The following is a 23,619-nucleotide window of genomic DNA, read 5'->3' on the forward strand; positions in this document are numbered from 1 at the left end:
ACCGCGTTCGGCTGACTTCCTCCGTAACACGATGGCCCGTACGATGGGGTCAGAAGAACTTTTAATGACCGTCGACAGCGCGCAAAAAGGAGTGCTCGAAAGGACCATCTTTTTGCGATTGGTCGAGCGGCAGATACCAAAGCTGGCAGCGTAGCACTTCTTCGCAGTCAGTGACTTCCTGCCCTAAAGCCTTTGGATCCTTGAAGTTTTCGACACGCTTGTGATCTCAGCACCGTCGAAAGACCGACATACGCAGCATGTTGGACTGTTTCCGGATCACGCCTGAGTGCGCCGCAACTCCGTGGGTAATTGACCGTATATCCTCCGAAAGAGCCTTGCGAAATGGGACGGGCTGTCGAAGCCGACCTCAAGTGCGATATCGATGAGCGGCGCTTGTGTTTGGACGACCAGCTGTTTCGCCCGTTCCATTCGCACGCGCTTATAGACAGCCCCGGGCGAAGTCTTCATCTCTTCCATGAAAAGACGCTCAAGTTGACGTCTGGACAATCCCACGGAGGCGGCAAGTTCCTCCATCGGAATGATAGTTTCTATATGTCTCTCCATAGTGATGAGGACAGCCCGAAGTCGAGGATCTTCGCATTCGATCGAAAGCGGTCTGCGTGGCTGGATATCCAATCCAGAACGTGCTCGCTCGATTTGCAGGACTTCGAGAGCGTTCCTTTCGGCGTCTCTACTGATATGCCGGCGGACAATGAAGGCCGCCATATCTGCCGCACTGCTTCCGCCGGCGCATGATCCGCGGGTCCGATCGAGGTTGAACAAGCGATCGGAGCGGACCGGGTGATCAGGAAACCTCTCCCGATAAGCTTGGTAATGCAGCCAGCTGACACAGGTCTGATGAGCTTTCATCAGTCCCAAGTGCGCCAGAATGAATGTACCGGTACAGACTCCGATCAACGGCACCTTCCGACCAGCCGCCTTTTTCAGAAATTCGGCTGTCTCGCGATCGATCGGGGCATCAGAGTTCAGAAGTCCACCGACCACAACGATGTAATGAAATCCCTTCGGATCACCGAAATCGGACGTTGGTGCAACCTGGACCCCGCAGCTCGATGTAATCAGATGTCGAGTGCTACCCAAAACCTGCCAATCGGCGAGTACCCTCCCCGATTTGTCAGTCTCGTCGCTGGCCAGCCTCAACGTGTCGACGAACAACGCGAACGCGGAAAGGGTGAAAGATCGTGCGAGAACAAAGCCGATTTTTAGGCGGCCGTCTCTTGGGTCCTCTTTGTCGAACTTCATTGGTCGCCTCACCAATCTATCTGTCGGACAGCCCTGAACCTTTCGAAACGCTGCCTCCAATCCGAGACCGGACTGCGGCGTCGCACCGTTCTCCCGCATTGTAACGATGTCGACCATGGCGCCCCTACTTGATTTGGAAGCCATGCGCCAAGGGATCGCGGTCGTCCACGAAGATCGTGTTGTGGCCGATGACCCGCGCCCACCCTGCCACGCTCGGCTTGACGCCTTTGAAGGGGCCGATCTCGGTTTCCGCTTCGACACGCCCCTCGAACACGGTTCCGATCAGGCTTTCCTGGCGGAACGTTTCTCCGACCTTCAGCCGTCCCTTGCCGAAGAGCTGCGCCATGCGTGCCGAGGTTCCCGTGCCACCCGGCGAGCGGTCAATCGCCTTGTCGCCGTAGAACACCGCACCTCGACCGTCCGCCTTGCTGCCGGTGGGTTTGTCGCACCACAATGCATGATGCATGCCGCGGATCCGCTCGTCGCCCGGATGAACCGGATCGCAGATCGGCTCGAGCGCATCGCGAAGCCTGCGGCTCAGCTCCACGATATCGCTCGCGGACATCCCGTCCAGGCCCGGCCACGTCTGCTGCGGTTCGACCACGGCGTAGTAATTGCCGCCATAGGAGATATCTACGATCAGCTTGCCGAGACCCGGAACGTCGACGTCGACGTCCGCGGCATGCAGGTAACTTGCTACGTTGAACATCCGGACGGATTCCACGAACTCGCCTGGTTTGTCGTACTGGATGTCGACTTTTCCGGCGGGTGTCTCGATCGAGAGCCTACCTGGAACGCGCGGTGTCACCAGTCCTTCCTCGATCGCGGCCGTCACGAGGCCGATCGTTCCGGCACCGCACATAGGCAGGCATCCGCTGACTTCGATGAAGATGACGGCGAAGTCGCAATCCTGGCGATATGCGGGATAGATGATCGCCCCGGACATGATGTCATGTCCACGTGGTTCGAACATTAGGGCCTGGCGAACCCAGTCGTGGTCTCGGACGAAGAGTTCACGGCGTTCGGCGATCGGAAGATGAGGCAACATGGGACCACCACCGGCGACAAGCCGCACCGGGTTCCCGCAGGTATGGGCGTCGATACAGAAGAAACTGCGGCGCATTGGATAGCCTTTCGGGTTACGCGGCTTTCTCTGACGGCAAAGCCCGGCGGCCCTGCAACGCGCCCCTGGACAATCTATCGAGAAGAATGGCGATGGCGACGATTGCCAGTCCGGCCCGAAGCCCGAGGCCCATTTCCATGCGCGTCAGCCCGCGCGTCACCTCGGCTCCCAAACCGCCGGCTCCGACAAGGCCAGCAAGGACGACCATGGCCAGTGACAGGAGAATACATTGGTTGAGCCCCACGAGAAGCGTTGGCGTCGCCGAGGGAATCTCGATCTTAAACAGGATCGAGCGTGGCGAGGCACCTATGGCCTGACCGAGTTCCATGAGATCTTTCGGTACCTGGTTGAATGCCAGCGTCGTCAGACGCAACATCGGCGGCACGCCATAAACGATCGTCGCAATGATCGCCGGCACCCGGCCAAGACTGAAGATCATGACGGCCGGGATGAGATAAACCCATGGCGGCACGGTCTGCATAATGTCGAGCACGGGCCGGATGGCAGCCTCGAAGATCCTGTAGCGCGATGCCAGGATGCCGAGCGGGAAGGCGATCGACACCGAAATGGCGACCGCTACTGTCACAAGAGCCAAGGTCTGCATCGACTCGATCCAGAGCCCGGCGAAAAAGCAGAATGCCAAGGCGATGGCCGTGACCACCGAGACCCTGATGTTGATGACGACAGCCGCGAAAAGGACCGCCACGACGATCACACCATAGGGAGGCGGATAAAGCAGCGCGGCCTCGATGCCGCCGAGCACCGCCTCGATCAGCCTGGTGATGGCATCGAAGAACGGGTGGAAGTTGGTGTTCAGCCAGTCGACGGCGGGAGCGAGATAGGCGCCCGGCGAGAACCGGAACAGATCGAAGTTCATCTTGCACCTGCCTTGACCCAACGGGCCGCATTCTGCGTCAGTCTGTCGAGCACCATGGTCAGGATGACGATGGCAATCGCGGCGTTGATCGACGTGGCGATGTCCAGCGTACGCACCGCGCCATAGATGGTCTCGCCAAGGCCGCCGGAGCCGACGATTCCCGCGATCACCACCATGCCGAAGGCCATCATCAGGCTCTGGTTGATGCCGGCCATGATACTTGGGATGGCGAAAGGCAGCCTTATCTTGGTGAACATCTGCCATGGTGTCAGTCCGCTGGCATGGCCCAGCTCGATGAACTCACGGGGTGTGATTCTTATGCCGAGCGCGGTCAAGCGGATGGCGGGCGGCATGGCAACAATGACGGTTGCGACAAGTGCGGTCGCGGGGCCGTAGCCCAGGAGCGCGATCGCAGGCAGGAGGTAGATATAGGGCGGCAGGGTCTGGATCAGGTCGAGTACGGGCTCGAGCGCGCCGTTGAACGTCCTGACAAAGCCCGCGACGATGCCGATCGGTATTCCGATAGCGAGCGCGAGGATTGTGGCCGTGGCGACCAGCGCCAATGTGCTCATCGTTTCCGCCCACAGCCCCATAACCGCGCAGAACACGAGCGCCACTCCGGCGAGGATTCCGGATACAAGGTTGATCGATCGCCAGCCCAGAACCGCTACAATGATTGCGATGAGGTAGAAGGGCGTGAGCTGAAGGAGCCAGAGGATGCCGTCATAGGTGCCCTCGAGTACCGATCGCAGGAATTCGAACAGCCATTCGCCATTATCGCTGATCCAGCCGAGTGCGTCGTCCGTCCAGCTGTCGAATGTGTCGGTTATAACCGAAGTATCCATGTCCCTACCTCCTCTTACGCCGCGACCAGCTCTCTGGCGGGCGTCCCGGCCACGCCGCGGAGCAGACTGCGGGTGGTGACGATGCCGATAACCGCGCCGTTTTCGACGACGGCAACCGCATCACGGTCGGATTGAATGGTGAGGTCGATCAGTTCGCCGATGTCGGCTTCCGGGGAAGCCTTCAGAAGCGCCTCGACATCGCAGTTGGGCTGCGAGGTCTTGAATTCTGCGACAGGGCGCATCACCGAATGCGCCTTGACGAGATGGATCCTGGAAATGCCTGCCACGAAGTCGGCGACATAATCGTCCGCCGGCTTGGTCACGATCTGCTCGGCGGTTCCCACTTGGACGATCACGCCGTCCTTCATGATGGCAATCCGGTCGCCGATCCTGATTGCCTCTTCCAGGTCGTGGGTAATAAATACTGCGGACTTCCCGAGCGATTTGGTCAATTGCCGGAACTCATCCTGAAGCTGACGGCGGATGAGCGGGTCGAGCGCGCTGAACGGCTCATCCATCAAAATGATTTCCGGGTCCGCGGCGAGCGCACGGGCAAGACCGACCCGCTGCTGCATGCCGCCGGAGAGTTCGGAAGGATATCGCGAGGTCCAGTCGGAAAGGCCGACCTTGTCCAGGGCAGCGCGAGCCTTGTTGTTGCGCGCGTCTTTGGGAACGCCGCGGACCTCAAGACCGAAGGCGGCATTTTCCAGAACCGTGCGGTACGGAAGAAGCGCCACGCTTTGAAAGACCATGCCGATATTGAGTGCACGCATCTCCCGGAGCTCCGCCGCATTCAGCCTCGCAATTTCCTTGCCCTTCACCGTGATCTTGCCAAGGCTCGGCTCGATCAGGCGGTTGAGAAGGCGGACCAGTGTCGACTTGCCGCTGCCCGACAGACCCATGATGCAGAAGATTTCCCCGCGGCGAACCTGGAGGCTGGCGTCGGAGACGCCGACGACACAATCGAAATCCTGAAGCACCTGCTTTTTGGACAGGCCGCGCTCGGAGACGGCCTTCACGGCCGCCGGCGCACGGGCTCCGAAAATCTTCCAGACGTTCTGGCAGTCAACCAATACTTCGTTGGCGTCATTCATCGCAGTGTTCATCGCGTTCCCCGCGGGCCGGTCTGATGCCGGCCTGTTTGTCGTCCGTGTAAGGATGCGGGTCGCCGCACATGGCGACCCGCGGCTGGCGTCACTCGCTCTTGATGTTTTCCCAGCGCTTTACGAGGTCGGCATGGCTTTCAATCCATGCGGCGACTGCATCGTCCATCGTCTTGCCGTCGTTGACGGCGCTGTTGATAGCCGTGATGTCTGCCAGCGGCACATAAACGCTGGCTATGACTTCACGGGCGTGCGGATATTCGGCCGAGAAGCCCTTCCTGCCGATCCAATAGTAGCTCTGCGGCGGCGGGAAGACGCCCTTGGGGTCCTTGAGGAATTTGACGTCGTATTTCTGCATCATCCACGACGGTTCCCAGATGGTGACGGCAATCCACTCCTTGCGGTCGACTGCCGACTTGAGGGCGGCGGTCATGGCGGCGGTGCTGCCTTCGACAAGCTGGAGCTTCAAATCGTAGGCCTTGACGGAGTTGGCCGTGTCACGCATCAGGCCTGAACCCGGCTCGATACCGACGATCTTGCCGCCAAACTTGTCGGCGTTGTCGTTGAGCTGGTCCATCGAGTCGATCGTCACGTATTTCGGCACGGCGACGCCCTGGAACAGACCGTGCGACACCGGCGAGATTTTCTCGAGGCGCTTCTTGTTCTTGTCCCAGTAGTCCTGTGCGACGTAGTCCGTCTGCGAGGCAAGGATTTGGACGTCCCCCTTCGTAAGAGCGGCATAGGCGATGCCCCATTCGGAGAACGGCACGACCTTGACGGTGTAGCCTGTATCTTCCAGCACCTTCTTGGTGATGCCCGTAATCGGTGTCAGGTCCTCCCAGGACATCGTGCCCATGGTGATAGTCTTCTCTTCCGCGTGAGCGGAGAACATGGTCATCCCGACCATCGCGGCCGCGCAAAGCGCTTTCCACAAAGCCTTCATTTTACTCACTCCTAGTTTTCGTTCCCATTTTCGTTGAAGACCTGCGGTCGGCTCGATCTTCATATTGCACGGCGAGGGATCATCCCTCGCGGCCTGCGCGCAATTCCTGCAGACGGATCACCGAATTGATGCCGAGCCACGCAAGCGGCTCCGGGGGGAGCCGGGACGGCTCCGGGTGATCCATGTATTCCTCGAGATGCCGGGACCTGGTCCCGGTTGCCAGCTCGGCCGCCATCATGCCGGCCAGAGTGCTCTTCACGGTGCCGAGCCCGTTTTCGCAGCAGGCGGAGAAAAGCCCTTCCGCGATCTCGCCGAAGGCGGGCACGTGGTTCAGGCTGAGACAAAGACGCCCGGCCCAGCTATGTTCGAACGGTATTCCCTTGAGGCCCGGGAAGCGCGCATCGAGCGAATTCCTGTGCTCCTCGGCCATCCTGGCCATGCGTCGTTCTGTTACGGTGATCGTCGTTTCGTAGGTGTACTTGGTCCGGATCGCGATGCGTGACTGGCCGCCGGACGTGATCTTGCGCACCGTCGCCCCCATGGCGTCGGCGGGGAGCAAGGCCCAACGATCGCGTCCGGAAACCCGGTGACCGAACTCGTCCGCCGAAAACGGTGCGGTCATCGACGCATAGGCGAAGATGTGCATCAGGTGCCCGCGAAAATGGCCGAAGTCGTCGATGTGGCCGTTGACACCCAGGATCACTTTCGGCGCCGTCACCGTGCCCCGCTGAGAGACGGCCGTCCAGGTGCCGTTCTCACGCTTAAGGGACATAACGGGCGAACGCTCGAAGATGCCTACCTTGCGCGAGAGCCCGGCGGCAAAGTCCCGGATATAGTCGGCAGGCTGAATCAGAACCGCACCGGGCGTATAGACCCCACCGAGATAGTAATCTGATCCGGTTATCTCCCGCATTTCGGACGCGTCAAGGAAGGTGTGCTTCTCACCTGCACTCTTCAGCGATCGGCCAAAGCTCTGGTTCAGCTTCATGCCGCGCGGGGTCGCCGCTGCATTGATCTTGCCTGCGGGATCGAACGTCTCGCGCGACATCCCGTATTCTTCCGCCGCCTGCCTGGCGAAATCGATGGCAGAGCGGTTTTGCGCCATCTCCAACCGGGTAGCGTCCAGGCCTCCGCTCGAATATTCGCTGGAAGAGAGATTGTGCGGGACATCGATCATGAACCCAGAGTTCCGGCCGGATGTCCCTTTGCCCACCTCGCTCGCTTCGAGCACGACGATCCTGTCGTCCGGGCACAGTTCGAGAAGACGGCGCGCGGCCGAAAGTCCGGCGAAGCCCGCACCAATGATCAGCCACTCCGCGGTCACGTTGCCTTCCAGGCTCCGGACCGGGAACGAACGCTGACTGATCGCCTCCCAGCCCGAGACGCCGTTTTCAGCCGGCAGACGTTTGACGGATTTCGTGATCATCGGATGGTCTCGTCCACCGAGCGGTCCGAGACGTCGATCCAGATCGTCTTCAGTTCGCAGTAATTGTCATGCGCGAAGATCGACTTGTCGCGTCCGCCGAAACCGGACTCCTTGTAGCCGCCGAACGGCGTGGTCGCGTCGCCTTCACCGAAGCAGTTAACGGTCACGACGCCCGCCCGGATTTCGCGCGAAAGCCTGATCGCCTTCTTCAGGCTTCCGGTATAGACCGAGGCCGTGAGGCCGTAGTTCGTGTCGTTGGCAAGCGCGATCGCCTCGGTGAGGTTCTCGAAAGTCGTCACCGACAGGATCGGCCCGAATATTTCCTCCTTGAACAGACGGCTCGACGGCGTGACACCGTCGACGACCGTCGGCTCGATATAGATGCCGCCCTGGGTTTCACCGCCATGGGCGACCGAGAGCTTTTCGCTCTTCACGTCGTCGAGGAAGGATTTTACCTTGTCGAAGTGGGTCTTGCTGACCAGAGCGCCGATACGGTTGTCCGGGTCGAGCGGGTCACCCGTCTTCCATTCGCGCATGTAGGCACCGATGCGCTTGAGGAGTTCATCCTTGATGCTCGATTGCACGATCAGACGCGAGGTCGCCGAGCAATTCTCGCCCATGTTCCAGAACGCCCCGTTGACGACCTGCTCCGCGACGAGGTCGAGATCCTCGGCGTCCTCGAGGACGACGGCAGGGTTCTTGCCGCCGCATTCCAGAACCACACGCTTGAGATTTGAGTCCGCGGCATAGCGCAGGAAACGGCGGCCGGTCGGCGTCGATCCGGTAAAGGCCACCATGTCGACATCCATGTGCAGGCCGATCGGTTCGCCGACCTCCTTGCCGCCGCCCGTGACGACATTGAAGACACCCGCGGGAATGCCCGCCTCGCAAGCGAGTTCGGCGACACGCAGCGTGGTGAGCGTCGTTTCCTGAGCGGGCTTGACGATGACCGAGCAACCGGCTGCAAGCGCCGGCCCGATTTTCCAGGCCAGCATCAGAAGCGGGAAATTCCACGGCAGGACGCAACCGACGACGCCGACGGGTTCGCGCACGACCATGGTCAGCGCGTTGGAGCCGACGGGGGCCGTATTGTCATAGAGCTTGTCGATCAGCTCGGCGTGCCAGCGGATGGTGTGGATCGTGTCTGGGACATCGACCGTCTGGCATTCGCGGATCGGCTTGCCACTGTCGAGGCTTTCCATGACGGCGAGCTCATGGCGGTTCTCCTCCAAGAGCTTCGCGAACCTGAGGAGCGTTGCCTTGCGGTCACCGGGCGACTGCTGGCGCCACCGGCCGTCCCCGAATGCTTCCCGCGCCTTTTTCACCGCGTAATCCACGTCGCTCGCGTCGCAGGCCGCGATCTCGGCCAGCGCGTCACCCGTCGCGGGATTGGTCGTCGTGAAGGTCTTTCCCCATTTGGCCGGGCGGAAGGAGCCGTCGATGAAAGCGTTTGTGGGCAGCTGAAGATCTGCGGCAATCGCCTTGTATTCGGCTGCGGTTAAGGGTTCATGCATAGTTGGCTCCCGACGTGATCTGGGCGACCGTGCGCTTCAGGGTAGCGACGACAGTCTGAAGGGTTCTTTTCTCATCGGTGGTCAGTCCGCGGAGCGGTGCGCGCACGGGGCCTGCCTTGAGGCCGATGATCTCGCAGCCATGCTTGATCGACTGGACAAACTTGCCCGTCTCGAGGAAATCCATAAGCGGCAGCATCGCGGTCATGATCGCGCGGCCCTTGTCGAAGTTCTTTTCAAGCACGCAGGCTTCGTAGAGAGCGACATGTTCACGCGGCAGGAAGTTGGAGCCGGCGCAAACCCAGCTCTTCGCGCCCCAGGCGAAGAATTCGAGCGCCTGGTCGTCCCAGCCGCATGACAGGGAGATGTGGGGAAACTTGCGGGCCAGCAGATGGAGGTTCGCCGTCTCGCCGGAACTTTCCTTGATCGCCTTGACGTTCCTGGACTTGCCGACGCGGGAGAAATATTCATCCCCCATCATCACGCCCATTCGGGCGGGATAGTTGTACAGCATGATCGGCAGGTTTGCCGCGCGGTCGATCGTCAAGGCGTGGACCGCGTTTTCCTTCTCGGTCGGCAGCGCGTAAGGCGGCGAGGTCACGAGGATCGCGTCCGCGCCAATCTCTTTCGTCGACGCCGCATAGGCCACCGAGTCTTCGGTTCGGGTCGCGCCTGTGCCGATGATGAGCGGCATCCGGTTCCCGATCACTTGCTTGGCGTAGGCGGCGAGATCGAACCGCTCCTGCATGGATTGGGCGTAGTATTCGCCCGTCGAGCCGCCGATGATGACGCCATGCACCTTCGCGTCGATGAGGGATTCCAGGACCGCGGCGAACGCGGCCTTGTCTATTTGACCATCCGGTCCGTGCGGCGTGATCGCCGGGGTGTAGATGCCTTCGAATTTCAAGACTATTTCTCCATGGAGGTGGCGGGCACTTCCACGAGCGCGTCCGCCTTCATTCCCTGCGGCGCGATGAACATCTCCATGTTCTCGCGTGAAAGTTCCCAGTGTTCGAATACGAGGTCGACGACGGTATCCTCGTCATGTGCGTCGATCGCGGCGATGAAGCCGTCATGGTGCTCCACGGCGAGCTGCAGGCGTTCGCGCATGTCGTCGTTTCTGGGTCGGAAGAAGGTGTGGCCGATCCGCGCATGGTCGATCAGCAGTCGGCCAAGGCTCGGCTGCAGATAAACGTTGGCGGACATCTCGCCGATGATCTCGTGGAAACGGTTGTTTTCGAGCACCATCGCAAGTGCGTCGCCGGACATGCTCGCGGAGCGAAACCGTTCCTGGGTGTCCCTCAGATCGACAAGCTGCTTGGGCTTGAAGTTCTGGACGGCGAGGCGGCCGATCGCGGCATAGATCATCGGGGCGACCAGAAAGAAGTGCCTCAGCGTCTGGTGGTTCATCGGAACGACGCGCGCGCCACGGTTTGCGCGGATGTCGATATAGCCTTCGCCTTCAAGCCGGCGGAAGATCTCCCGCACCGGCGTGCGGGAGAGTCCGTATTGCTCGCTGAGGCTGACCTCGTCCAAATCCTCGTCGGGGTCCAGTTCCATCGTGAGAATCTGGCGCTTGAGATCCTCGTACAGGCCGTTCTTTCCGCTCTTCACCGAAACCTCCTGCATGGATTTTGCTGCGCTCATCCAACCGCGCGAGCACTAGATTTGCACACCCGATCACGTGAGTCAAATAATTGTATAATTTGCGTACACATTTTTTATGCAGAAGAAATACATTCTGCGCTATCTTCGGCTCTTCCGTTGCACCTGAGGTGCGAGCCCCTAGCCTCCAGCCAAGCAAGTGCTGATTTTCTGGGATGATGAAGGCTCAGACTTGAGCCCATAGTTGTCTGATGAGAGCGAGAAAGAGAGTGCGCCTCTGCCTTTTGTTTTTACGCAATTCCGGACGGAAAGCCGCTTCGCACTTTTTCTGAAATTGCTCTGGCGCTGCGCTGAGACTGATCTGCGCACAATCCCACAAGGGCAGCGGCAACTGCCCGTCATCGTTCCAGTCAGATGTCCAGGAAATGCTGGACCGCCACGTGGCGGCAAGGTTCAGCTATAGCGTCGCTCAACCGTGCAGTGCGGTGGTGAGCCACGTTGCGGCCCGCTCAGTCGCTATCGCTCGGCGCGCCTTCAGTGGAAGGAGAATATTGTAGCGCCCCTCTGCCGCAAGTTCCGTTTCATCAAGCGCCACAAGGGTCCCATCGTCCAGGAATGTCCGGACCAGGAGGCCCCAACCAAGTGCTACGCCTTGTCCTGAGCGGGCCGCGGAGATTGTCTCGGTGTAGTGATTGAAGCGAAGCGAAGGCTTGATCTCGAATCCTGAGCCACTTTGTCGAAGCCACTGCGACCAGGAAAGCCAGGAGCGGTCTGCGACGTCGGTCTCTATAAATTCGTCGGATTGCGACAATGCACCGTCCAGGCGGCGTCTCAAATAATCCGGCGAGCAGACAGGCATGATGACGTCGCCCTGTGAAGCAATGACGGTTCCGTCAGCGAAGGGCGGCAGACCATATCGGATCGCGATATCGATTTCACCGCTGTCGAGTTCGAGACGGGTGTCTTGTGAGACGACCCGCACCTGTAGCCCGGGATTGAGCCGGCGGAATTCAGCCAATCGCGGAAGCAGCCAGAATGACGAAAACGCCACCGTCGCGCCGATGGTGACGACCTCCTGGGCGGACGATCTGATCGCCTCGATACTGTCGGCGATATTTGCGAAGCTTTGAGCCAGCGAGGAGCCCAATGTAAGACAGGCGGCCGTTGGTTCGATGGCACGATGCTTGCGCAGGAATAGCGGTTGGCCAAGCTCCTCTTCCAGCGCCGCGATCTGCCTGCTTACAGCCGCCTGCGTGACACCGAGCTCGCCTGCAGCCGCGGTGAAGCTTCTTCTTCGCAGAACGGCTTCCAGCGTAAGCAGCGCCGTCATTGATGGGAGACGTCTCCGGAAGTGCATGCGTGAGGTTCTCGTCGCATTACATAAAGTTATACCAGCAAAATATTTAATGCCGTTGAAGAGGCGCCGTAGCAAGGGCAATCTGAAAGTACCCAAGCATAAGAGGCACGCATGCTAAACAGGCTTCCTTCTTCCATTTCAGCACTGCTGGACGCCCGCGCAGACGGGCACTCGCTGCCGGCTGGCCTTTATACGCGCGAAGACGTCTTCGAGGCGGATTTGGACGTCTTCTTTCACAACCACTGGATCTGTGTCGGCGTCGAATGCGACGTTCCAGAGCCGGGTGACGCAGCCGTCATCGACATCGGCAAGACAAGTCTGATCCTCCTGCGCGATGACGAAGGCGAAATCCGGGTCCTGCACAATGTCTGTCGTCATCGCGGCGCCCGTCTGCTCGATCCCGGAAGAACGATCGTCTCGAAGCTCGTCTGCCCCTATCACACCTGGACCTATGAACTGACGGGAGAGCTCAGCTATGCCCCTCATATGGGCATGGATTTCGACAAGGACTGTCACGGCCTGAAGCCCGTCACGTTCAAATCGATCGGCGGTCTCATCTATGTCTGCCTTTCCGACAATCCGCCCGAAGACATCGTTCTTCTGGAAGAAACGATGACCGAGCGGCTTGCTCTCTACGAGATCCAAAACGCCAAGATCGCTCACCAGACGGACGTCATCGAGGATGGCAACTGGAAGCTCACGATGGAGAACAATCGTGAATGCTACCATTGCTCCGCAAACCACCCCGAACTCTGCGTGTCCTTCGTCGATCTCGATTTCGGCTTCGATCCCGAAACTCTGAGCGCCGAGGATCGCGCACAGGCGGAGGAGCACTTCAGGCTCTACGACGAACGGACCAGGATATGGGAGGCTGACGGCTATCCTTCGGTTGCTGTCGAGCAGCTCGTCGACTGCGCCACGAATTTCAGAACACAGCGCCTGATCATCGCCGGAGCAGGCGAATCTCAGACCCACGACGCCACGGCCGCATCCTCGAAGCTGTTGGGGCACATGACTCGAAAGGATCTCGGTGACACGCATCTCTGGGGTCACAATAGCTGGAACCACTTCATGGCCGATCATGCCGTGGTGGCGATCGTCATCCCGCTCTCCGCCGGCAGGACGTTGGTCAGAACGAAGTGGCTGGTACACAAGGACGCCGTCGAAGGCGTTGATTACGATCTCAACAAGCTTACGGACGTCTGGATCGCGACCACGGACCAGGACGCCGATCTGGTTGCACGCTCCCATGCAGGAGCTCTCGACCCGGCATATCGGCCGGGGCCTTATTCGCGCTTCTCCGAGAAAAACCTCGACAAGTTCGCGACCTGGTACATCGACCGGATGCGTGCCCATGGTTATTGATGTCATGCCACCCGCTCAGGAAGCAAGCGGTCGCGCCGAGCTCTGGAACTCCGACGTGGACGACACGCTGATCTGCGTGGACATCCACCAGGAGACCCATGATGTGAAGACATTCACATTTGCCTCGCCGTCAGAAAAGCATTTCGCCTTCGAGGCGGGCCAATACTTCCTGTTCGACTTCGAGTTCGGGAGTGACATGGAGAGCCGTTGCTACAGCATCTCCTCTTCCCCCAAAAGAACCAATGCATTCTCCGTCACCGTGAAGCGGGTTCCAGGCGGCAGGATCTCGAACTGGCTGCACGACAATCTTTCACGCGGCGCGCCGGTGAAAGCAAATGGACCGCTGGGGCGCTTCGTTCGCGCCCGCGGGGAAGGCAAGAAGTTCCTGCTGCTGTCCGGCGGCTCCGGTATCACCCCGGTTATGTCGATGGCGAGAGAGCTGGCGGACACGTGCGACGAGGCGGATGTGATATTCATGCATGCGGCCCGCACTCCCAAGGATCTGATTTTCCGAGATGAGCTCTCCTGTCTGGCGAACAGACTGAGGAATTTTAGACTGCATTTCCTTCCCGAAGCAGTGACGGGAGAGCCGTCATGGTCTGGTCTATCCGGGCGGATCTCTCCGGAATACATGAAGCTGGCCGTTCCGGACCTGGCTGACCGGATCGTCATGTGTTGCGGTCCCGCTCCGTTCATGGCGGCAGCTCGCAGGATCACCTTCGACGTCGGTGTCCCACCGGCCAACTATGTCGAGGAGAGCTTCGATGCTGCCGTCATCGAGGACACCCCTGCGCCGGCTCAGGAGGTGGCGTCGACCAGGTCGTTCCAGGTGGAATTCTCAAAACAGGGCCGCAAGATTGACGTCTCGGGAGAGCAGACCATTCTTTCCTGTGCGAAGAAGATGGGCGTTCGAATTCCATCCTCCTGTGCGAACGGTGTATGTGGCACATGTAAATCGAAGCTGCTCTCCGGTTCCGTCGACATGAATCACAACGGTGGCATCAGGCAACGGGAGGTCGACGCCGGCTTCTTCCTGCCATGCTGCTCAAAGCCACTTAGCGACTTGGTTATTGAGCGTTAGCGAAAGGCTGGGCCGCCCGCCATTCATCGCACATTCCCGTCCCATGTAGGGCCAGAGTGTAGCGTCAGATCAGGGCCGCTTGGAGCGTGTTCTTCAGCCATGGATTGCCCTCCGCAAGCATGGGGGCGGCGAAGATGAACGCGGCGCTAAGACCAGACATCGTCGTCATTGTGGCACATCAGTACCATCCACCACGCCGGGCTAGGATCAACAGTGCCATTTGTCTGCCGAAGGACCCATTTGACCCGAGATAACGCCTCGAGCGATGCAACAAGACGTTGAGTTCGTCATTTACTTGCAGTGGATTTGCGAATGAGGCGACCGGACGCCAAGAGCATCCGGTCGCCTTCAGCTATTTCTTGATCGGGAAGGTCAGTTCTTTCTCACTGGTATCGACGACGAAGACCGCCAGCAGCTTCGCCGGTTCGGTTTCGCTGGCATTCTCGCTGACACCGTGGCGGTCCCCCGGCATTTCAGAGAAGCTTTCACCCGCCTTGTAGACCTTGACGGGACCGCCGTTGACCTGGCTGCGGATCGCCCCTTCCAGCACCGTCGCATAAATGAAGGCCGACTTCGGATGCGTGTGGGCTGAGGAGAAGCCGCCGGGACTGTATTCGACAAGAACGCCTTTCATGCTCTTGCCCGGAACATTCGGCAATTCGTGCTCGTAAACCAGCGTGACCTTGGCATCCTTATCGCCGGCGTCATGAGCAGCGGCGGCAGCGGACAAGAGAGCCGTCATGGCAAAGGCGGCAAAGATTGACTTGATCATGTCGAAACTCCTTTTCGTGAGGTCGGAAGGTGCGCCGCCTCATGCGACGCACCGGTGCTCGGTCATTTCCGCGCTGCGGTTGCGAACCACTGCTCGAAGGTGATGCGGCCGATGCGGGGATTGTTGTCGGAGACGAGCGAGCCATCTTCCAGTTTGGCGCCGAAGTAGCGAGCCTCCGGATCTGCCTCGACCTTGCGGGCATCGCCCATTGCTTTCAGATAGCGGGCAACAAGCTCGTTCAGCCGGACACGCTCCGGACCGGAGATTTCGACGATGCCGTTGATTGGGGCGGCGGTCGCAACAGCGGTCATGTTGTCCGCGACATCGTCGGAGGCGATCGGCTGCACATAGGCCGGCGACAGATGCACCATGTCTCCGACCGTGCCGGACTGGGCGATGCCGCTGAGGAATTCCATGAATTGCGTCGAGTGGACGATCGTATAGGGAATGCCGGATTCCCGGATGATCTTTTCCTGGGCGACCTTGGCGCGCATGTAGCCGCTGTCGGGCAGGCGATCGACGCCGACGATGGAAAGCGCGATGTGATGCTTTACGCCGACGGCCTTTTCCGCCGCCATCAGGTTGCGGCCCGATGTCTGAAAGAATTCGAGCACGGCTTTGTCCTCGAAGGAGGGCGAGTTTGCGAGATCGATGACGACAGAGGCGCCGGCGAGCGCCTCGGCGAGACCTTCGCCGGTGATCGTATTGACGCCGGTATTCGGAGCGGCGGCAATGACTTCGTGGCCTTGCTTGCGAAGACGGTCGGCTGTCTTTGAACCTATCAGGCCGGTTCCGCCAATGATGACAATTTTCATAAGTTTCTCCATTCGCGGCCGCTGAGCGCGCCGCCTTGTCCATTCGTTTTCAGAAGATGGTTGCGGTTTTTTAGTTCAGGCCGGGCCTATCGAGGCCGTCAATCTTGTCGGCCGAGCCGGCGCGGCTTTGAAGGCTACGCGACCTGGCTCGGCCTTAACCCGACAAGCGGTCAGTAGTCCCAGAAGACCGGCACCCAACGAAAGGCGTCGCCGTCGACCGCGACATGGCCAACGGAGGGGAAAGGCATATGCGTGGCCACCAGCAGTTCGCCGGTCGCTGCCAGCTCCCGCAAAAGTCGGACCCGAACGCGGGCTGCCTCCTCAGGGTCGTGTTCGAAACCGTTGTGCCAATCGGGGTGGTCGAACCCGACCGCGAACACGGCGTCGCCGGCGAACATCAGCCGGTCGCTGCCGGACGCCACGCGGACCACGCTGTGTCCGGGGGTGTGGCCGCCGGTGCGAGAGACAACCACGCCCGGGGCCACCTCATATTCATCCTCGAACAGCCGCAGTTGGCTCTGGTATTCTTTCGCGAACCGCTTGGCGGCCGCCCGAAGCGCGTCCGGGAACCCTGCCGGCATGGAGACGTGGGAGAAATCGGGCGACTCCCAGAATTTGACCTCGGCAGCCGCCACGTGGATCCGCAGGTCCGGATTCAGCCGCTCCTTCACCCCGTCGACGAGCAGCCCGCCGACGTGGTCCATGTGCATGTGGGTCAACACCACGTCGGTCACGGATGCAAGATCGATGCCGGCGGCCTCCAGTCGCCTGACCAACTGCCCGGCCCGCGGCAAGTTCAAGTCGGGGTCCAATCCCAGACCAGCGTCGATGAGTATGGTCTGCCCGCCGCTACGCACCACGACCACGTTCAGCGCCCAGTCGAAAGCGTCCTGCGGCAGGAACATGTCGCCCAGCCAGGCCGCCCGGGCGGCCGGGTCGGCGTTGTGTCCCAACATCGCGGTTGGAAGCGGCAGCACCCCATCGCTGATAATCAGCACGTCAATTTCGCCGATCCGCACCGCGTAGCGTGACGGAACCAACTCTTCGGGTCCCGGCTTAGCGGAGTGTGAGGTGTTGTCCAAGCTCATGTTTGTCTCCTGTTGTGTGTTGCGGATCACGTGATTCATCTTTGAAAACTCCTATGTTCGATGTTGGCGCTCAATTCTGGGCCGGCCGCGCTTCCCGCGTGGGAAGCGCGCGGTCAATGATGGTGAGGTATTCAGAGATCGGTGACACGGTCATTGCTGGTGTGCCACGGTAATGATTTATCGAACTTGACCTGGGACTGCCCCAGAGCGATTGCCGTCGCTATAGAGCAATTGCTGCTAACGCATGCGCCTCCGCAAAATCGCTCGGCGTTTCGCCGGTCAGCTTCCGGAACGCGGCTGCGAAGGCAGTCTGGGACGGGTAGTCAAGCGCCGCGGCGATTGAGACGACCAGGTCGTCGGTTTCGCACAGCATCGTCATGGCCTGCTTCAGCCTGTGCTGGCGCAGGCAGACATGTGGCGAGAATCTTGCAGCCGGGACAGCGGTATCGGCGGCGTGCCAGACATCAAGGCAAGTTTGGCTGACGATGTCCTCCACCTCTCTTCCGTCGTGGACATGCCGATCGATGAAATCGAAGGCCTTGGCGCGATAACGTAGATAGAGAGTGCGCATGGCAGCGGCATCGCGCCCGGCAATGCGTTTGATGAGGTCGTCGTCAGAGACGAGGACTTGGCTGCAGGCGCGTGACACTCGACCGCAGCGATGATGGGCAGCGGGCCTTCGTGATGTGGCTGGGTCTTTTAGCTGGACGGAACCCGTTTCCGGCGTGGGGTACTTGGAAATCGCTCATGGAGTGTCGCCGGAACATACCTTCGTCTCCGCTTCTTTGGCGTGAGCACAGCGATTATTTAGCGGAGCCGATGGCTGACTGCCCAGAGCGATTGGCGTGATTGAAGAGCAATTGCTGCTAACGCGATCGCTGTCGCCATTGGGTCGGGGACTCGCCGGTCAACTGCCTGAACGCCGCAGCGAAGGCGGTTTGCGAGGCATAGCCGAGCGCCGCGGCGACCGATGCGACCGACATATCGGGGTCACGGAGCATTGTCATGGCCTGATCGAGCCGGTATTGGCGCAGCCAGGCATGCGGCGAAAGCCCGGTGCTTTCCTTGAAGGAACGGCAGAAATGGAAGCGCGACAAGCCGGCATCCGAAGCGAGAGCAGCGAGAGAGACGTCCGCATCGCTATCCGAGCGTAAGCGTTCGATGGCGCGGCGCAGCACAGTCGGCGACAGCCCGCCGACCACTGGGTTGAGGGAGGTTGGCGAGCCGACGTGCGCAACCAGGAGGCGTGTAGCGAGGAGCTCTGTCAGCTGTTGCCTGAACAGTGCATCCAGGGGCCCATTGCCGTCCAGGACATCGACCGCGCCCAAGAGCAATCGGGATGTAACGGGGTCGGGATGCGCCGTCCGGTCCAGGAGATTGGTCTGTGTGGCGGTCTCGGCTTCGTCGGCAACGCGCTTCAGCATTGCGGGAGGAAGATAGAGCTGAACGACATCAACAGGTTTCGGAATATCCCAACGCGAGCTTGATCCGGCCGGAATGATGACCACAACCCCACGGCGAAACGTTCCAGGTGAAACCGATCTTCCTGATCGCCGCTCCATGCGCTGTACAATGCCGTTGTAAGCCATGATGACGTGATCGCTCATGGGCTCGACGACATCGTGCAATGGCTCATGTTTCCAGTGTGCGATCCCGCCACCGGAGGGATCTAATGCCATGCGAAACGGAGTGGTTCCGAGCGCGCGGGCCATCTCCGCATCAGCGGGACGCCCCTTGAGATTCGATGCGTTGCTCTTTTGCGCCGCGCCCGACAGATCTCCCGAATGATCATGCAAGTTGGGCTTGCTCATGGCTGGTGTTTGCCTGGGCTCGTGATTGCTGGAGACGCAGAGTAGCCGCGAGCATGACGACAGACATCGCCCCTGTCAACGTCGGTGTAAAAGTCGGCCATTGACCGGCGTAAAACGGGGGCCAGGTCTGGCAATTTTTCCTACGGGTTTTGGTGGGCCTGTCTGGCGCGACTTTGAGCCTTGGCTATAGCTCCTAGACCGCCTTCGCTGCGGATTTCGAACGGTTGACCAGCGAGACCTCGACCATTGGGCGACGGCGAACACGTTAGCAGCAATTGCTCTTCAATCGCGTCAATCGCTCTGGCGCAGCCGCAGACCTGCCTCGCTAAACCGTCGTTGTGTCCACGCCAATGGCCTAGGGAGCGAAAGAATAATCTGGAACAACTCCATCAGGTTGCTTGCGACGCGATCGCGACTAGGCGTTCTCGCAAGAGCACTCCTGTACGCGATTTCAGCAACCTTTCGGCTTTCCGGCCTCGCCGCTCATCAAGAGCGGCAACGATGACGCGCGACCTTTTGCAACTAAAACCCATGGAGTAAATAACATGAGACTTGTTATTGTAGGCGCCGGCTTCGCCGGTATGTACGCAGCGCTTTCCGCAGCCCGCCTGCGCGACATCGAAGGCGTTTCGCCCGAAGAACTCGAGATCGCGCTCGTAGCTCCTCAGCCGACGTTGGTAATCCGCCCTCGGCTTTATGAGCCGAAGCCAGAGACCTTGACCGCGCCTCTGACAGAGGTGCTTGACGCCGTCAACGTGGTCTACGTGCAAGGCAGCGTCGAAGCCGTCGACACCAAGGCCCGCACCGTGGACGTCGTCAATGCCAAGGGGGAGCGTAAGTCCCTTTCCTATCATCGTCTGGTGATCGCAACCGGTAGCCGGCTGTTCCGCCCAAATATTCCCGGCCTCGCAGAACACGGCTTCAGCGTCGACAACATTGATGACGCAATCGCCCTCGACCGCCACCTGCACACGCTCGTGACTATGCCCCCCTCAAAGGCACGCGACACCGTTGTTGTTGCAGGCGCCGGCTTTACAGGAATCGAGGCGGCAACGGAGATGCCTTCACGCCTGCGGACCATCTTCGACAAGAACGCCAAGCCGCGCGTCATTATCGTCGATCGCAGCCCTGTAGTCGCCCCTGACATGGGTGAAGATGCTCGCCCTATCATTGAAGACGCACTGCGCAAGGTTGGCGTTGAGACGCGGCTCAATGCCGGTGTGACATCGCTCGACAAATCCGGCGCCACGCTGAGCACCGGCGAGCGCATCGAAGCCGCGACCGTGATCTGGGCGGCGGGCTTTCGGGCCAATCCGCTGACAACGAAGATTCCCGCCGCGCGTGACAGTTTTGACCGGCTGCTCGTGGACAAGTGCTTGCGCGTGCAGTCCGTGCCAGGCGTCTTCGCCACTGGCGATGCGGCGCGCGCCGCTTGCGATGACATTGGCAACTATGCGCTGATGTCGTGCCAGCACGCCACCCGCATGGGCGCCTTCGCAGGCAACAACGCAGCCGCCGAACTGCTGGGTGTGCCGATCCGATGCTATCACCAAAACGCCTACGTCACCTGCCTCGACCTCGGCGAAGCCGGCGCAATCTTCACCCGCGGCTGGGACCGCAAGGTGGAAATGGTCGGCGAGGGCGCTAAGAAGACCAAGCGTGAGATCAACACGGTATGGATATATCCGCCGCAGGCCGAGCGTGCCGCGGCGCTGGCCTCAGCTGATCCGGAGCGTGTGACGGATCTGTAAGCGCCTGACGCGATAAGAGCTGCGCCTGCGCAGTGGCGCAGCTCACTACTCGCGTTTCAATCTACAGCGCAAACGATGCGACTGTCTGCAGACAGCTTTCTACATAGCCCCGCACCGGACTGGAGGAAAATTGCTTGATATCTTAGTTGCGAACCACGTCGACATGGCAGAGTTTGAGATGCATGAGGTCGATTGCAGCATGCCCACCCATTCGCTGCCGAGTTGGTGGGCATAAGTCGAGGCTTGGAGCACCCGAGCGTATTCTTAGTCTAGCCCTCGATAAATGTGACGGTTTCATTGAGTGGCGCCCGGCCCGTACGGATATAAGGCACCGTGACGTCCTCGTATCCGACTGACATACCACAGAAAAGAGTGAGCCCTTCGGGCGGCGATAGGATTTCCGCGACCGTCTTGCGGTACACCGACCAAGCCATCTGGGGGCAGCTGTGTAACCCTTCGCCGCGCAGCAGTAGCATGATGGTTTGCAGATACATGCCGACATCGGCCCATTGGGGGGCGCCGAGATCATGATCAATATAGCAGAATAGGGCGGCGGGCGCCCCGAAACAATCCCAGTTTGCGGAAGCGGCCCTCTGACTCGCTTCCCAGTCGTCGCGACCAATGCCGAGTGCGCTGTAGCGTTCACGGCCAAAGGCGGACCGGCGTTCGCGATAGGGGGACTTCAATTCGTGTGGGTACATCTCGTACTCTCGCTCGTCCCATTGGTCGTGTGCAACAACACGTTTGCCTGCGCGCTTCTTGAGTTCAGCCAGTGGGGCGCCCGTCACCACGTAGGTGTTCCATGGCTGAATGTTCGATCCGGAGGGCGACCAAGCCGCGGCGGATAATACGCGCTCCAATACGGCTTTTGGAATATCCTGCTTGGTGAATCCACGCACCGCCCGTCGGCTTGTGACTGCCTCATACACGTCCATGATCTCTTTTGTTTCCTGTTGAGTGTTGCGGATCACGTGATTCATCTTTGAAACTCCTATGTTCGATGTTGGCGCTCGATTCCGGGCCAGCCGCGCTTCCTCCGTGGGAAGCGCGTGGTCAATAATGGTGAGGTGTTCAGAGATCGGTGACACGCTCGTTGCTGGTGTGCCACGGTGATAATTTTATCGAACTTGAGTTGCGACTGCCCCAGAGCGATTGCCGTCGCTATAGAGCAATTGCTGCTAACGCATGCGCCTCCGCAAATCGCTCGGCGTTTCGCCGGTCAAGTTCCTGAACGCGGGCACACTGAGCGGCCACGAATGGAGAATCTTATGAAAATTGTCATCATTGGTGGGAACCGGCCGATCGGTTCAAAGACAGCCGACCGCCTTCGCAAGCAAGGCCATGAGGTCATTGCCGAAACCGCACGTTTCCGCGCGGTGTAGCGCTTTGGCGCCCTGCTGCTGCAGAGCGGATGGTCATCGACCATCCGCTCCATCTTCTTGGTGACCTATTCGGCCGGCGTGCCCGAGGGTGCCAAAGCTTCAATTTCATCACCGGCTGCACCCGCCATGGCGGCTGCGAACTTCGTCCGATCGAGTTCGTTCTCCCAGCGTGCCACGACGACGGTCGCAACCGCATTGCCGACCAGGTTGGTGAGCGCGCGGCATTCCGACATGAAACGATCGATGCCGAGGATCAGTGCCATGCCCGCGACCGGAACCGAAGGCACGACCGAGAGGGTGGCGGCAAGAGTGATGAAGCCGGCGCCGGTGATGCCGGCAGCCCCCTTCGAGCTCAACATCGCGACGAGGAGCAGGAGAATTTGATCTGCGAGCGTCAGCGGCGTGTCGGTTGCCTGGGCGATGAACAGGGCGGCGAGCGTCATGTAGATGTTGGTGCCGTCGAGATTGAAGGAATATCCCGTCGGGATGACAAGCCCCACCACCGAGCGCTTGCAGCCTGCCTGCTCCATCTTCGCCATCAGACCCGGCAATGCTGCCTCGGACGACGAGGTGCCGAGCACGAGGAGCAATTCCTCCTTGATGTAGCGGATGAGCGCGATAATCGAGAAGCCGTTATAGCGGGCAACAGCGCCGAGCACGATCAGCACGAACAGAAGAGAGGTGATATAGAAGGTGCCGATCAGCATGGCGAGATTGGCAATCGAACCGATACCGTATTTGCCGATCGTGAAGGCCATGGCGCCGAAGGCGCCGATGGGAGCGGCCTTCATCAGGATCGCAACGAGGCGGAACACCGGTGCGGTCAGCGCCTGCAGGAAATCGAGCACCGGACGACCGCGCTCGCCAACCATGCCCAGCGCAATACCGAACAAGACCGAGAAGAACAGCACCTGGAGGATATCGCCCTGCGCGAAGGCGCCAACGATCGTCTCCGGGATGATATTCATCAGAAAGCCGGTGATCGTGGCATCATGGGCTTTCGCCGTATAGGTGGCGACCGCCTTGGCATCGAGCGATGCGGGGTCGATGTGCATGCCGGCGCCAGGCTGGATGATGTTCGACACCAAAAGGCCGACGGCCAGCGCCAGGGTCGAAAAGACCAGGAAGTAGATCATCGCCTTGCCGGCGACGCGGCCGACCTTCTGCAGATCCGACATGCCCGCGATGCCGGTTGCGACCGTCAGGAAGATCACCGGCGCGATGATCATTTTCACGAGCTTGATGAAGGCATCGCCGAGGGGCTTCAGCGATGCGCCGACATCCGGATAGAAATGGCCAAGCAGGATGCCGGCGGCGATTGCCGCGAGCACCTGGACATAGAGATGGCGATAAAAGGGGGTGTTGCCGCGCGTTTCTGCGGCGGGGAATGCTGTTTGCATGAAATCCTCCATCAGGCCCCAACCAGGTCGGCCTCCCGGGGCGATGTCGTTGCTACCGTGTGCAGCACTGCTGCTGCCGCTACCTGAGCAAAGGGCATGCC

At 60.1% G+C, this 23,619-nt stretch carries 21 protein-coding genes and 1 pseudogene; 4 read left to right on the forward strand and 18 right to left on the reverse strand.

What is annotated here, in order from left to right; all coding sequences use genetic code 11:
- Positions 1–276 precede the first annotated feature (276 nt).
- From AAE029_RS14125 to AAE029_RS14175, 11 genes are all read right to left on the reverse strand, one after another.
- Entirely contained in the window at positions 277–1,263 is a 987-nt protein-coding gene (locus tag AAE029_RS14125) for a GlxA family transcriptional regulator (RefSeq protein ID WP_371073483.1), read from the reverse strand.
- 124 nt (positions 1,264–1,387) lie between these two features.
- The gene (locus AAE029_RS14130) at positions 1,388–2,386 is read right to left on the reverse strand and encodes a 4-hydroxyproline epimerase (RefSeq protein ID WP_371073484.1); all 999 of its coding nucleotides are present in this window, start codon (positions 2,384–2,386) and stop codon (positions 1,388–1,390) included.
- Positions 2,387–2,402: 16 nt separating this feature from the next.
- Positions 2,403–3,263, reverse strand: a complete 861-nt coding sequence (locus tag AAE029_RS14135) for an ABC transporter permease (protein ID WP_371073485.1) — start codon at positions 3,261–3,263, stop codon at positions 2,403–2,405.
- The gene (locus AAE029_RS14140; RefSeq protein WP_371073486.1) at positions 3,260–4,108 is read right to left on the reverse strand and encodes an ABC transporter permease; all 849 of its coding nucleotides are present in this window, start codon (positions 4,106–4,108) and stop codon (positions 3,260–3,262) included. The genes AAE029_RS14135 and AAE029_RS14140 overlap by 4 nt, the downstream gene beginning before the upstream one ends.
- A gap of 14 nt (positions 4,109–4,122) precedes the next feature.
- The gene (locus tag AAE029_RS14145; protein WP_371073487.1) at positions 4,123–5,214 is read right to left on the reverse strand and encodes a glycine betaine/L-proline ABC transporter ATP-binding protein; all 1,092 of its coding nucleotides are present in this window, start codon (positions 5,212–5,214) and stop codon (positions 4,123–4,125) included.
- Between the two features lie 88 nt (positions 5,215–5,302).
- Positions 5,303–6,154, reverse strand: coding sequence for a glycine betaine ABC transporter substrate-binding protein (locus AAE029_RS14150; protein WP_371073488.1), 852 nt, complete (start codon positions 6,152–6,154; stop codon positions 5,303–5,305).
- A 79-nt stretch (positions 6,155–6,233) separates the two neighbouring features.
- A complete protein-coding gene (locus tag AAE029_RS14155; protein WP_371073489.1) occupies positions 6,234–7,580 on the reverse strand; it encodes an NAD(P)/FAD-dependent oxidoreductase in 1,347 nt (448 codons plus the stop codon).
- On the reverse strand, positions 7,577–9,094 hold the full coding sequence (locus tag AAE029_RS14160) for an aldehyde dehydrogenase (protein WP_371073490.1): 1,518 nt from the start codon (positions 9,092–9,094) through the stop codon (positions 7,577–7,579). Before AAE029_RS14160 ends, AAE029_RS14155 begins: the two co-directional genes overlap by 4 nt.
- Positions 9,087–9,998 (reverse strand): dihydrodipicolinate synthase family protein, encoded by a 912-nt coding sequence (locus tag AAE029_RS14165; RefSeq protein WP_371073491.1) that lies wholly within the window; start codon positions 9,996–9,998, stop codon positions 9,087–9,089. Before AAE029_RS14165 ends, AAE029_RS14160 begins: the two co-directional genes overlap by 8 nt.
- 2 nt (positions 9,999–10,000) lie before the next feature.
- A complete protein-coding gene (locus AAE029_RS14170; protein ID WP_371073492.1) occupies positions 10,001–10,705 on the reverse strand; it encodes a GntR family transcriptional regulator in 705 nt (234 codons plus the stop codon).
- Positions 10,706–11,165: 460 nt separating this feature from the next.
- On the reverse strand, positions 11,166–12,053 hold the full coding sequence (locus tag AAE029_RS14175) for a LysR substrate-binding domain-containing protein (RefSeq protein ID WP_371073493.1): 888 nt from the start codon (positions 12,051–12,053) through the stop codon (positions 11,166–11,168).
- Between the two features lie 111 nt (positions 12,054–12,164).
- On the opposite strand from AAE029_RS14175, the gene AAE029_RS14180 reads away from it, so the two are divergent.
- Positions 12,165–13,418, forward strand: a complete 1,254-nt coding sequence (locus AAE029_RS14180; protein ID WP_371073494.1) for an SRPBCC family protein — start codon at positions 12,165–12,167, stop codon at positions 13,416–13,418.
- 4 nt (positions 13,419–13,422) lie between these two features.
- Positions 13,423–14,499 (forward strand): FAD-binding oxidoreductase, encoded by a 1,077-nt coding sequence (locus AAE029_RS14185; RefSeq protein WP_371073520.1) that lies wholly within the window; start codon positions 13,423–13,425, stop codon positions 14,497–14,499.
- A 352-nt stretch (positions 14,500–14,851) separates the two neighbouring features.
- On the opposite strand, the gene AAE029_RS14190 is transcribed toward AAE029_RS14185, so the two are convergent.
- The 5 genes from AAE029_RS14190 to AAE029_RS14210 all read right to left on the reverse strand — a co-directional run bounded on the left by AAE029_RS14190 (position 14,852) and on the right by AAE029_RS14210 (position 18,985).
- Positions 14,852–15,271 carry a cupin domain-containing protein gene (locus AAE029_RS14190; RefSeq protein ID WP_371073495.1) on the reverse strand — a complete coding sequence of 140 codons (420 nt, stop codon included), beginning with the start codon at positions 15,269–15,271 and terminating at the stop codon, positions 14,852–14,854.
- Between the two features lie 62 nt (positions 15,272–15,333).
- Positions 15,334–16,086, reverse strand: a complete 753-nt coding sequence (locus AAE029_RS14195; protein ID WP_371073496.1) for an SDR family oxidoreductase — start codon at positions 16,084–16,086, stop codon at positions 15,334–15,336.
- 170 nt (positions 16,087–16,256) lie between these two features.
- Positions 16,257–17,213: an MBL fold metallo-hydrolase gene (locus AAE029_RS14200; protein ID WP_371073497.1), complete on the reverse strand. Its 957-nt coding sequence runs from the start codon at positions 17,211–17,213 to the stop codon at positions 16,257–16,259.
- A 181-nt stretch (positions 17,214–17,394) separates the two neighbouring features.
- Positions 17,395–17,823, reverse strand: coding sequence for a helix-turn-helix domain-containing protein (locus AAE029_RS14205; RefSeq protein WP_371073498.1), 429 nt, complete (start codon positions 17,821–17,823; stop codon positions 17,395–17,397).
- A gap of 217 nt (positions 17,824–18,040) precedes the next feature.
- Entirely contained in the window at positions 18,041–18,985 is a 945-nt protein-coding gene (locus tag AAE029_RS14210; RefSeq protein ID WP_371073499.1) for a helix-turn-helix domain-containing protein, read from the reverse strand.
- Positions 18,986–19,530: 545 nt separating this feature from the next.
- Between AAE029_RS14210 and AAE029_RS14215 the strand changes: the two genes are divergently transcribed.
- A complete protein-coding gene (locus AAE029_RS14215; RefSeq protein ID WP_371073500.1) occupies positions 19,531–20,736 on the forward strand; it encodes an NAD(P)/FAD-dependent oxidoreductase in 1,206 nt (401 codons plus the stop codon).
- A 269-nt stretch (positions 20,737–21,005) separates the two neighbouring features.
- Here AAE029_RS14215 and AAE029_RS14220 read toward each other — a convergent pair whose 3' ends face one another.
- On the reverse strand, positions 21,006–21,671 hold the full coding sequence (locus tag AAE029_RS14220) for a nitroreductase (RefSeq protein WP_371073521.1): 666 nt from the start codon (positions 21,669–21,671) through the stop codon (positions 21,006–21,008).
- Positions 21,672–22,004: 333 nt separating this feature from the next.
- On the opposite strand from AAE029_RS14220, the pseudogene AAE029_RS14225 reads away from it, so the two are divergent.
- Positions 22,005–22,091, forward strand: a pseudogene (locus tag AAE029_RS14225) (NmrA family transcriptional regulator); the annotation flags it as partial.
- A 92-nt stretch (positions 22,092–22,183) separates the two neighbouring features.
- Here AAE029_RS14225 and AAE029_RS14230 read toward each other — a convergent pair.
- On the reverse strand, positions 22,184–23,518 hold the full coding sequence (locus AAE029_RS14230; protein WP_371073501.1) for a dicarboxylate/amino acid:cation symporter: 1,335 nt from the start codon (positions 23,516–23,518) through the stop codon (positions 22,184–22,186).
- Between the last annotated feature and the right edge of the window lie 101 nt (positions 23,519–23,619).

Source organism: Sinorhizobium sp. CB7, assembly GCF_041357635.1.
GTDB lineage: Bacteria > Pseudomonadota > Alphaproteobacteria > Rhizobiales > Rhizobiaceae > Rhizobium.

What these genes read in the sequence shown, in the direction of transcription:
- AAE029_RS14125 (WP_371073483.1), bottom strand. Translation starts at nt 1,263, where the DNA reads ATGAAGTTCGACAAAGAGGACCCAAGAGACGGCCGCCTAAAAATCGGC.
- AAE029_RS14130 (WP_371073484.1), bottom strand. Translation starts at nt 2,386, where the DNA reads ATGCGCCGCAGTTTCTTCTGTATCGACGCCCATACCTGCGGGAACCCG.
- AAE029_RS14135 (WP_371073485.1), bottom strand. Translation starts at nt 3,263, where the DNA reads ATGAACTTCGATCTGTTCCGGTTCTCGCCGGGCGCCTATCTCGCTCCC.
- AAE029_RS14140 (WP_371073486.1), bottom strand. Translation starts at nt 4,108, where the DNA reads ATGGATACTTCGGTTATAACCGACACATTCGACAGCTGGACGGACGAC.
- AAE029_RS14145 (WP_371073487.1), bottom strand. Translation starts at nt 5,214, where the DNA reads ATGAACACTGCGATGAATGACGCCAACGAAGTATTGGTTGACTGCCAG.
- AAE029_RS14150 (WP_371073488.1), bottom strand. Translation starts at nt 6,154, where the DNA reads ATGAAGGCTTTGTGGAAAGCGCTTTGCGCGGCCGCGATGGTCGGGATG.
- AAE029_RS14155 (WP_371073489.1), bottom strand. Translation starts at nt 7,580, where the DNA reads ATGATCACGAAATCCGTCAAACGTCTGCCGGCTGAAAACGGCGTCTCG.
- AAE029_RS14160 (WP_371073490.1), bottom strand. Translation starts at nt 9,094, where the DNA reads ATGCATGAACCCTTAACCGCAGCCGAATACAAGGCGATTGCCGCAGAT.
- AAE029_RS14175 (WP_371073493.1), bottom strand. Translation starts at nt 12,053, where the DNA reads ATGCACTTCCGGAGACGTCTCCCATCAATGACGGCGCTGCTTACGCTG.
- AAE029_RS14180 (WP_371073494.1), top strand. Translation starts at nt 12,165, where the DNA reads ATGCTAAACAGGCTTCCTTCTTCCATTTCAGCACTGCTGGACGCCCGC.
- AAE029_RS14185 (WP_371073520.1), top strand. Translation starts at nt 13,423, where the DNA reads ATGCCACCCGCTCAGGAAGCAAGCGGTCGCGCCGAGCTCTGGAACTCC.
- AAE029_RS14190 (WP_371073495.1), bottom strand. Translation starts at nt 15,271, where the DNA reads ATGATCAAGTCAATCTTTGCCGCCTTTGCCATGACGGCTCTCTTGTCC.
- AAE029_RS14195 (WP_371073496.1), bottom strand. Translation starts at nt 16,086, where the DNA reads ATGAAAATTGTCATCATTGGCGGAACCGGCCTGATAGGTTCAAAGACA.
- AAE029_RS14200 (WP_371073497.1), bottom strand. Translation starts at nt 17,213, where the DNA reads ATGAATCACGTGATCCGCAACACACAACAGGAGACAAACATGAGCTTG.
- AAE029_RS14210 (WP_371073499.1), bottom strand. Translation starts at nt 18,985, where the DNA reads ATGAGCAAGCCCAACTTGCATGATCATTCGGGAGATCTGTCGGGCGCG.
- AAE029_RS14215 (WP_371073500.1), top strand. Translation starts at nt 19,531, where the DNA reads ATGAGACTTGTTATTGTAGGCGCCGGCTTCGCCGGTATGTACGCAGCG.
- AAE029_RS14220 (WP_371073521.1), bottom strand. Translation starts at nt 21,671, where the DNA reads ATGGACGTGTATGAGGCAGTCACAAGCCGACGGGCGGTGCGTGGATTC.
- AAE029_RS14230 (WP_371073501.1), bottom strand. Translation starts at nt 23,518, where the DNA reads ATGCAAACAGCATTCCCCGCCGCAGAAACGCGCGGCAACACCCCCTTT.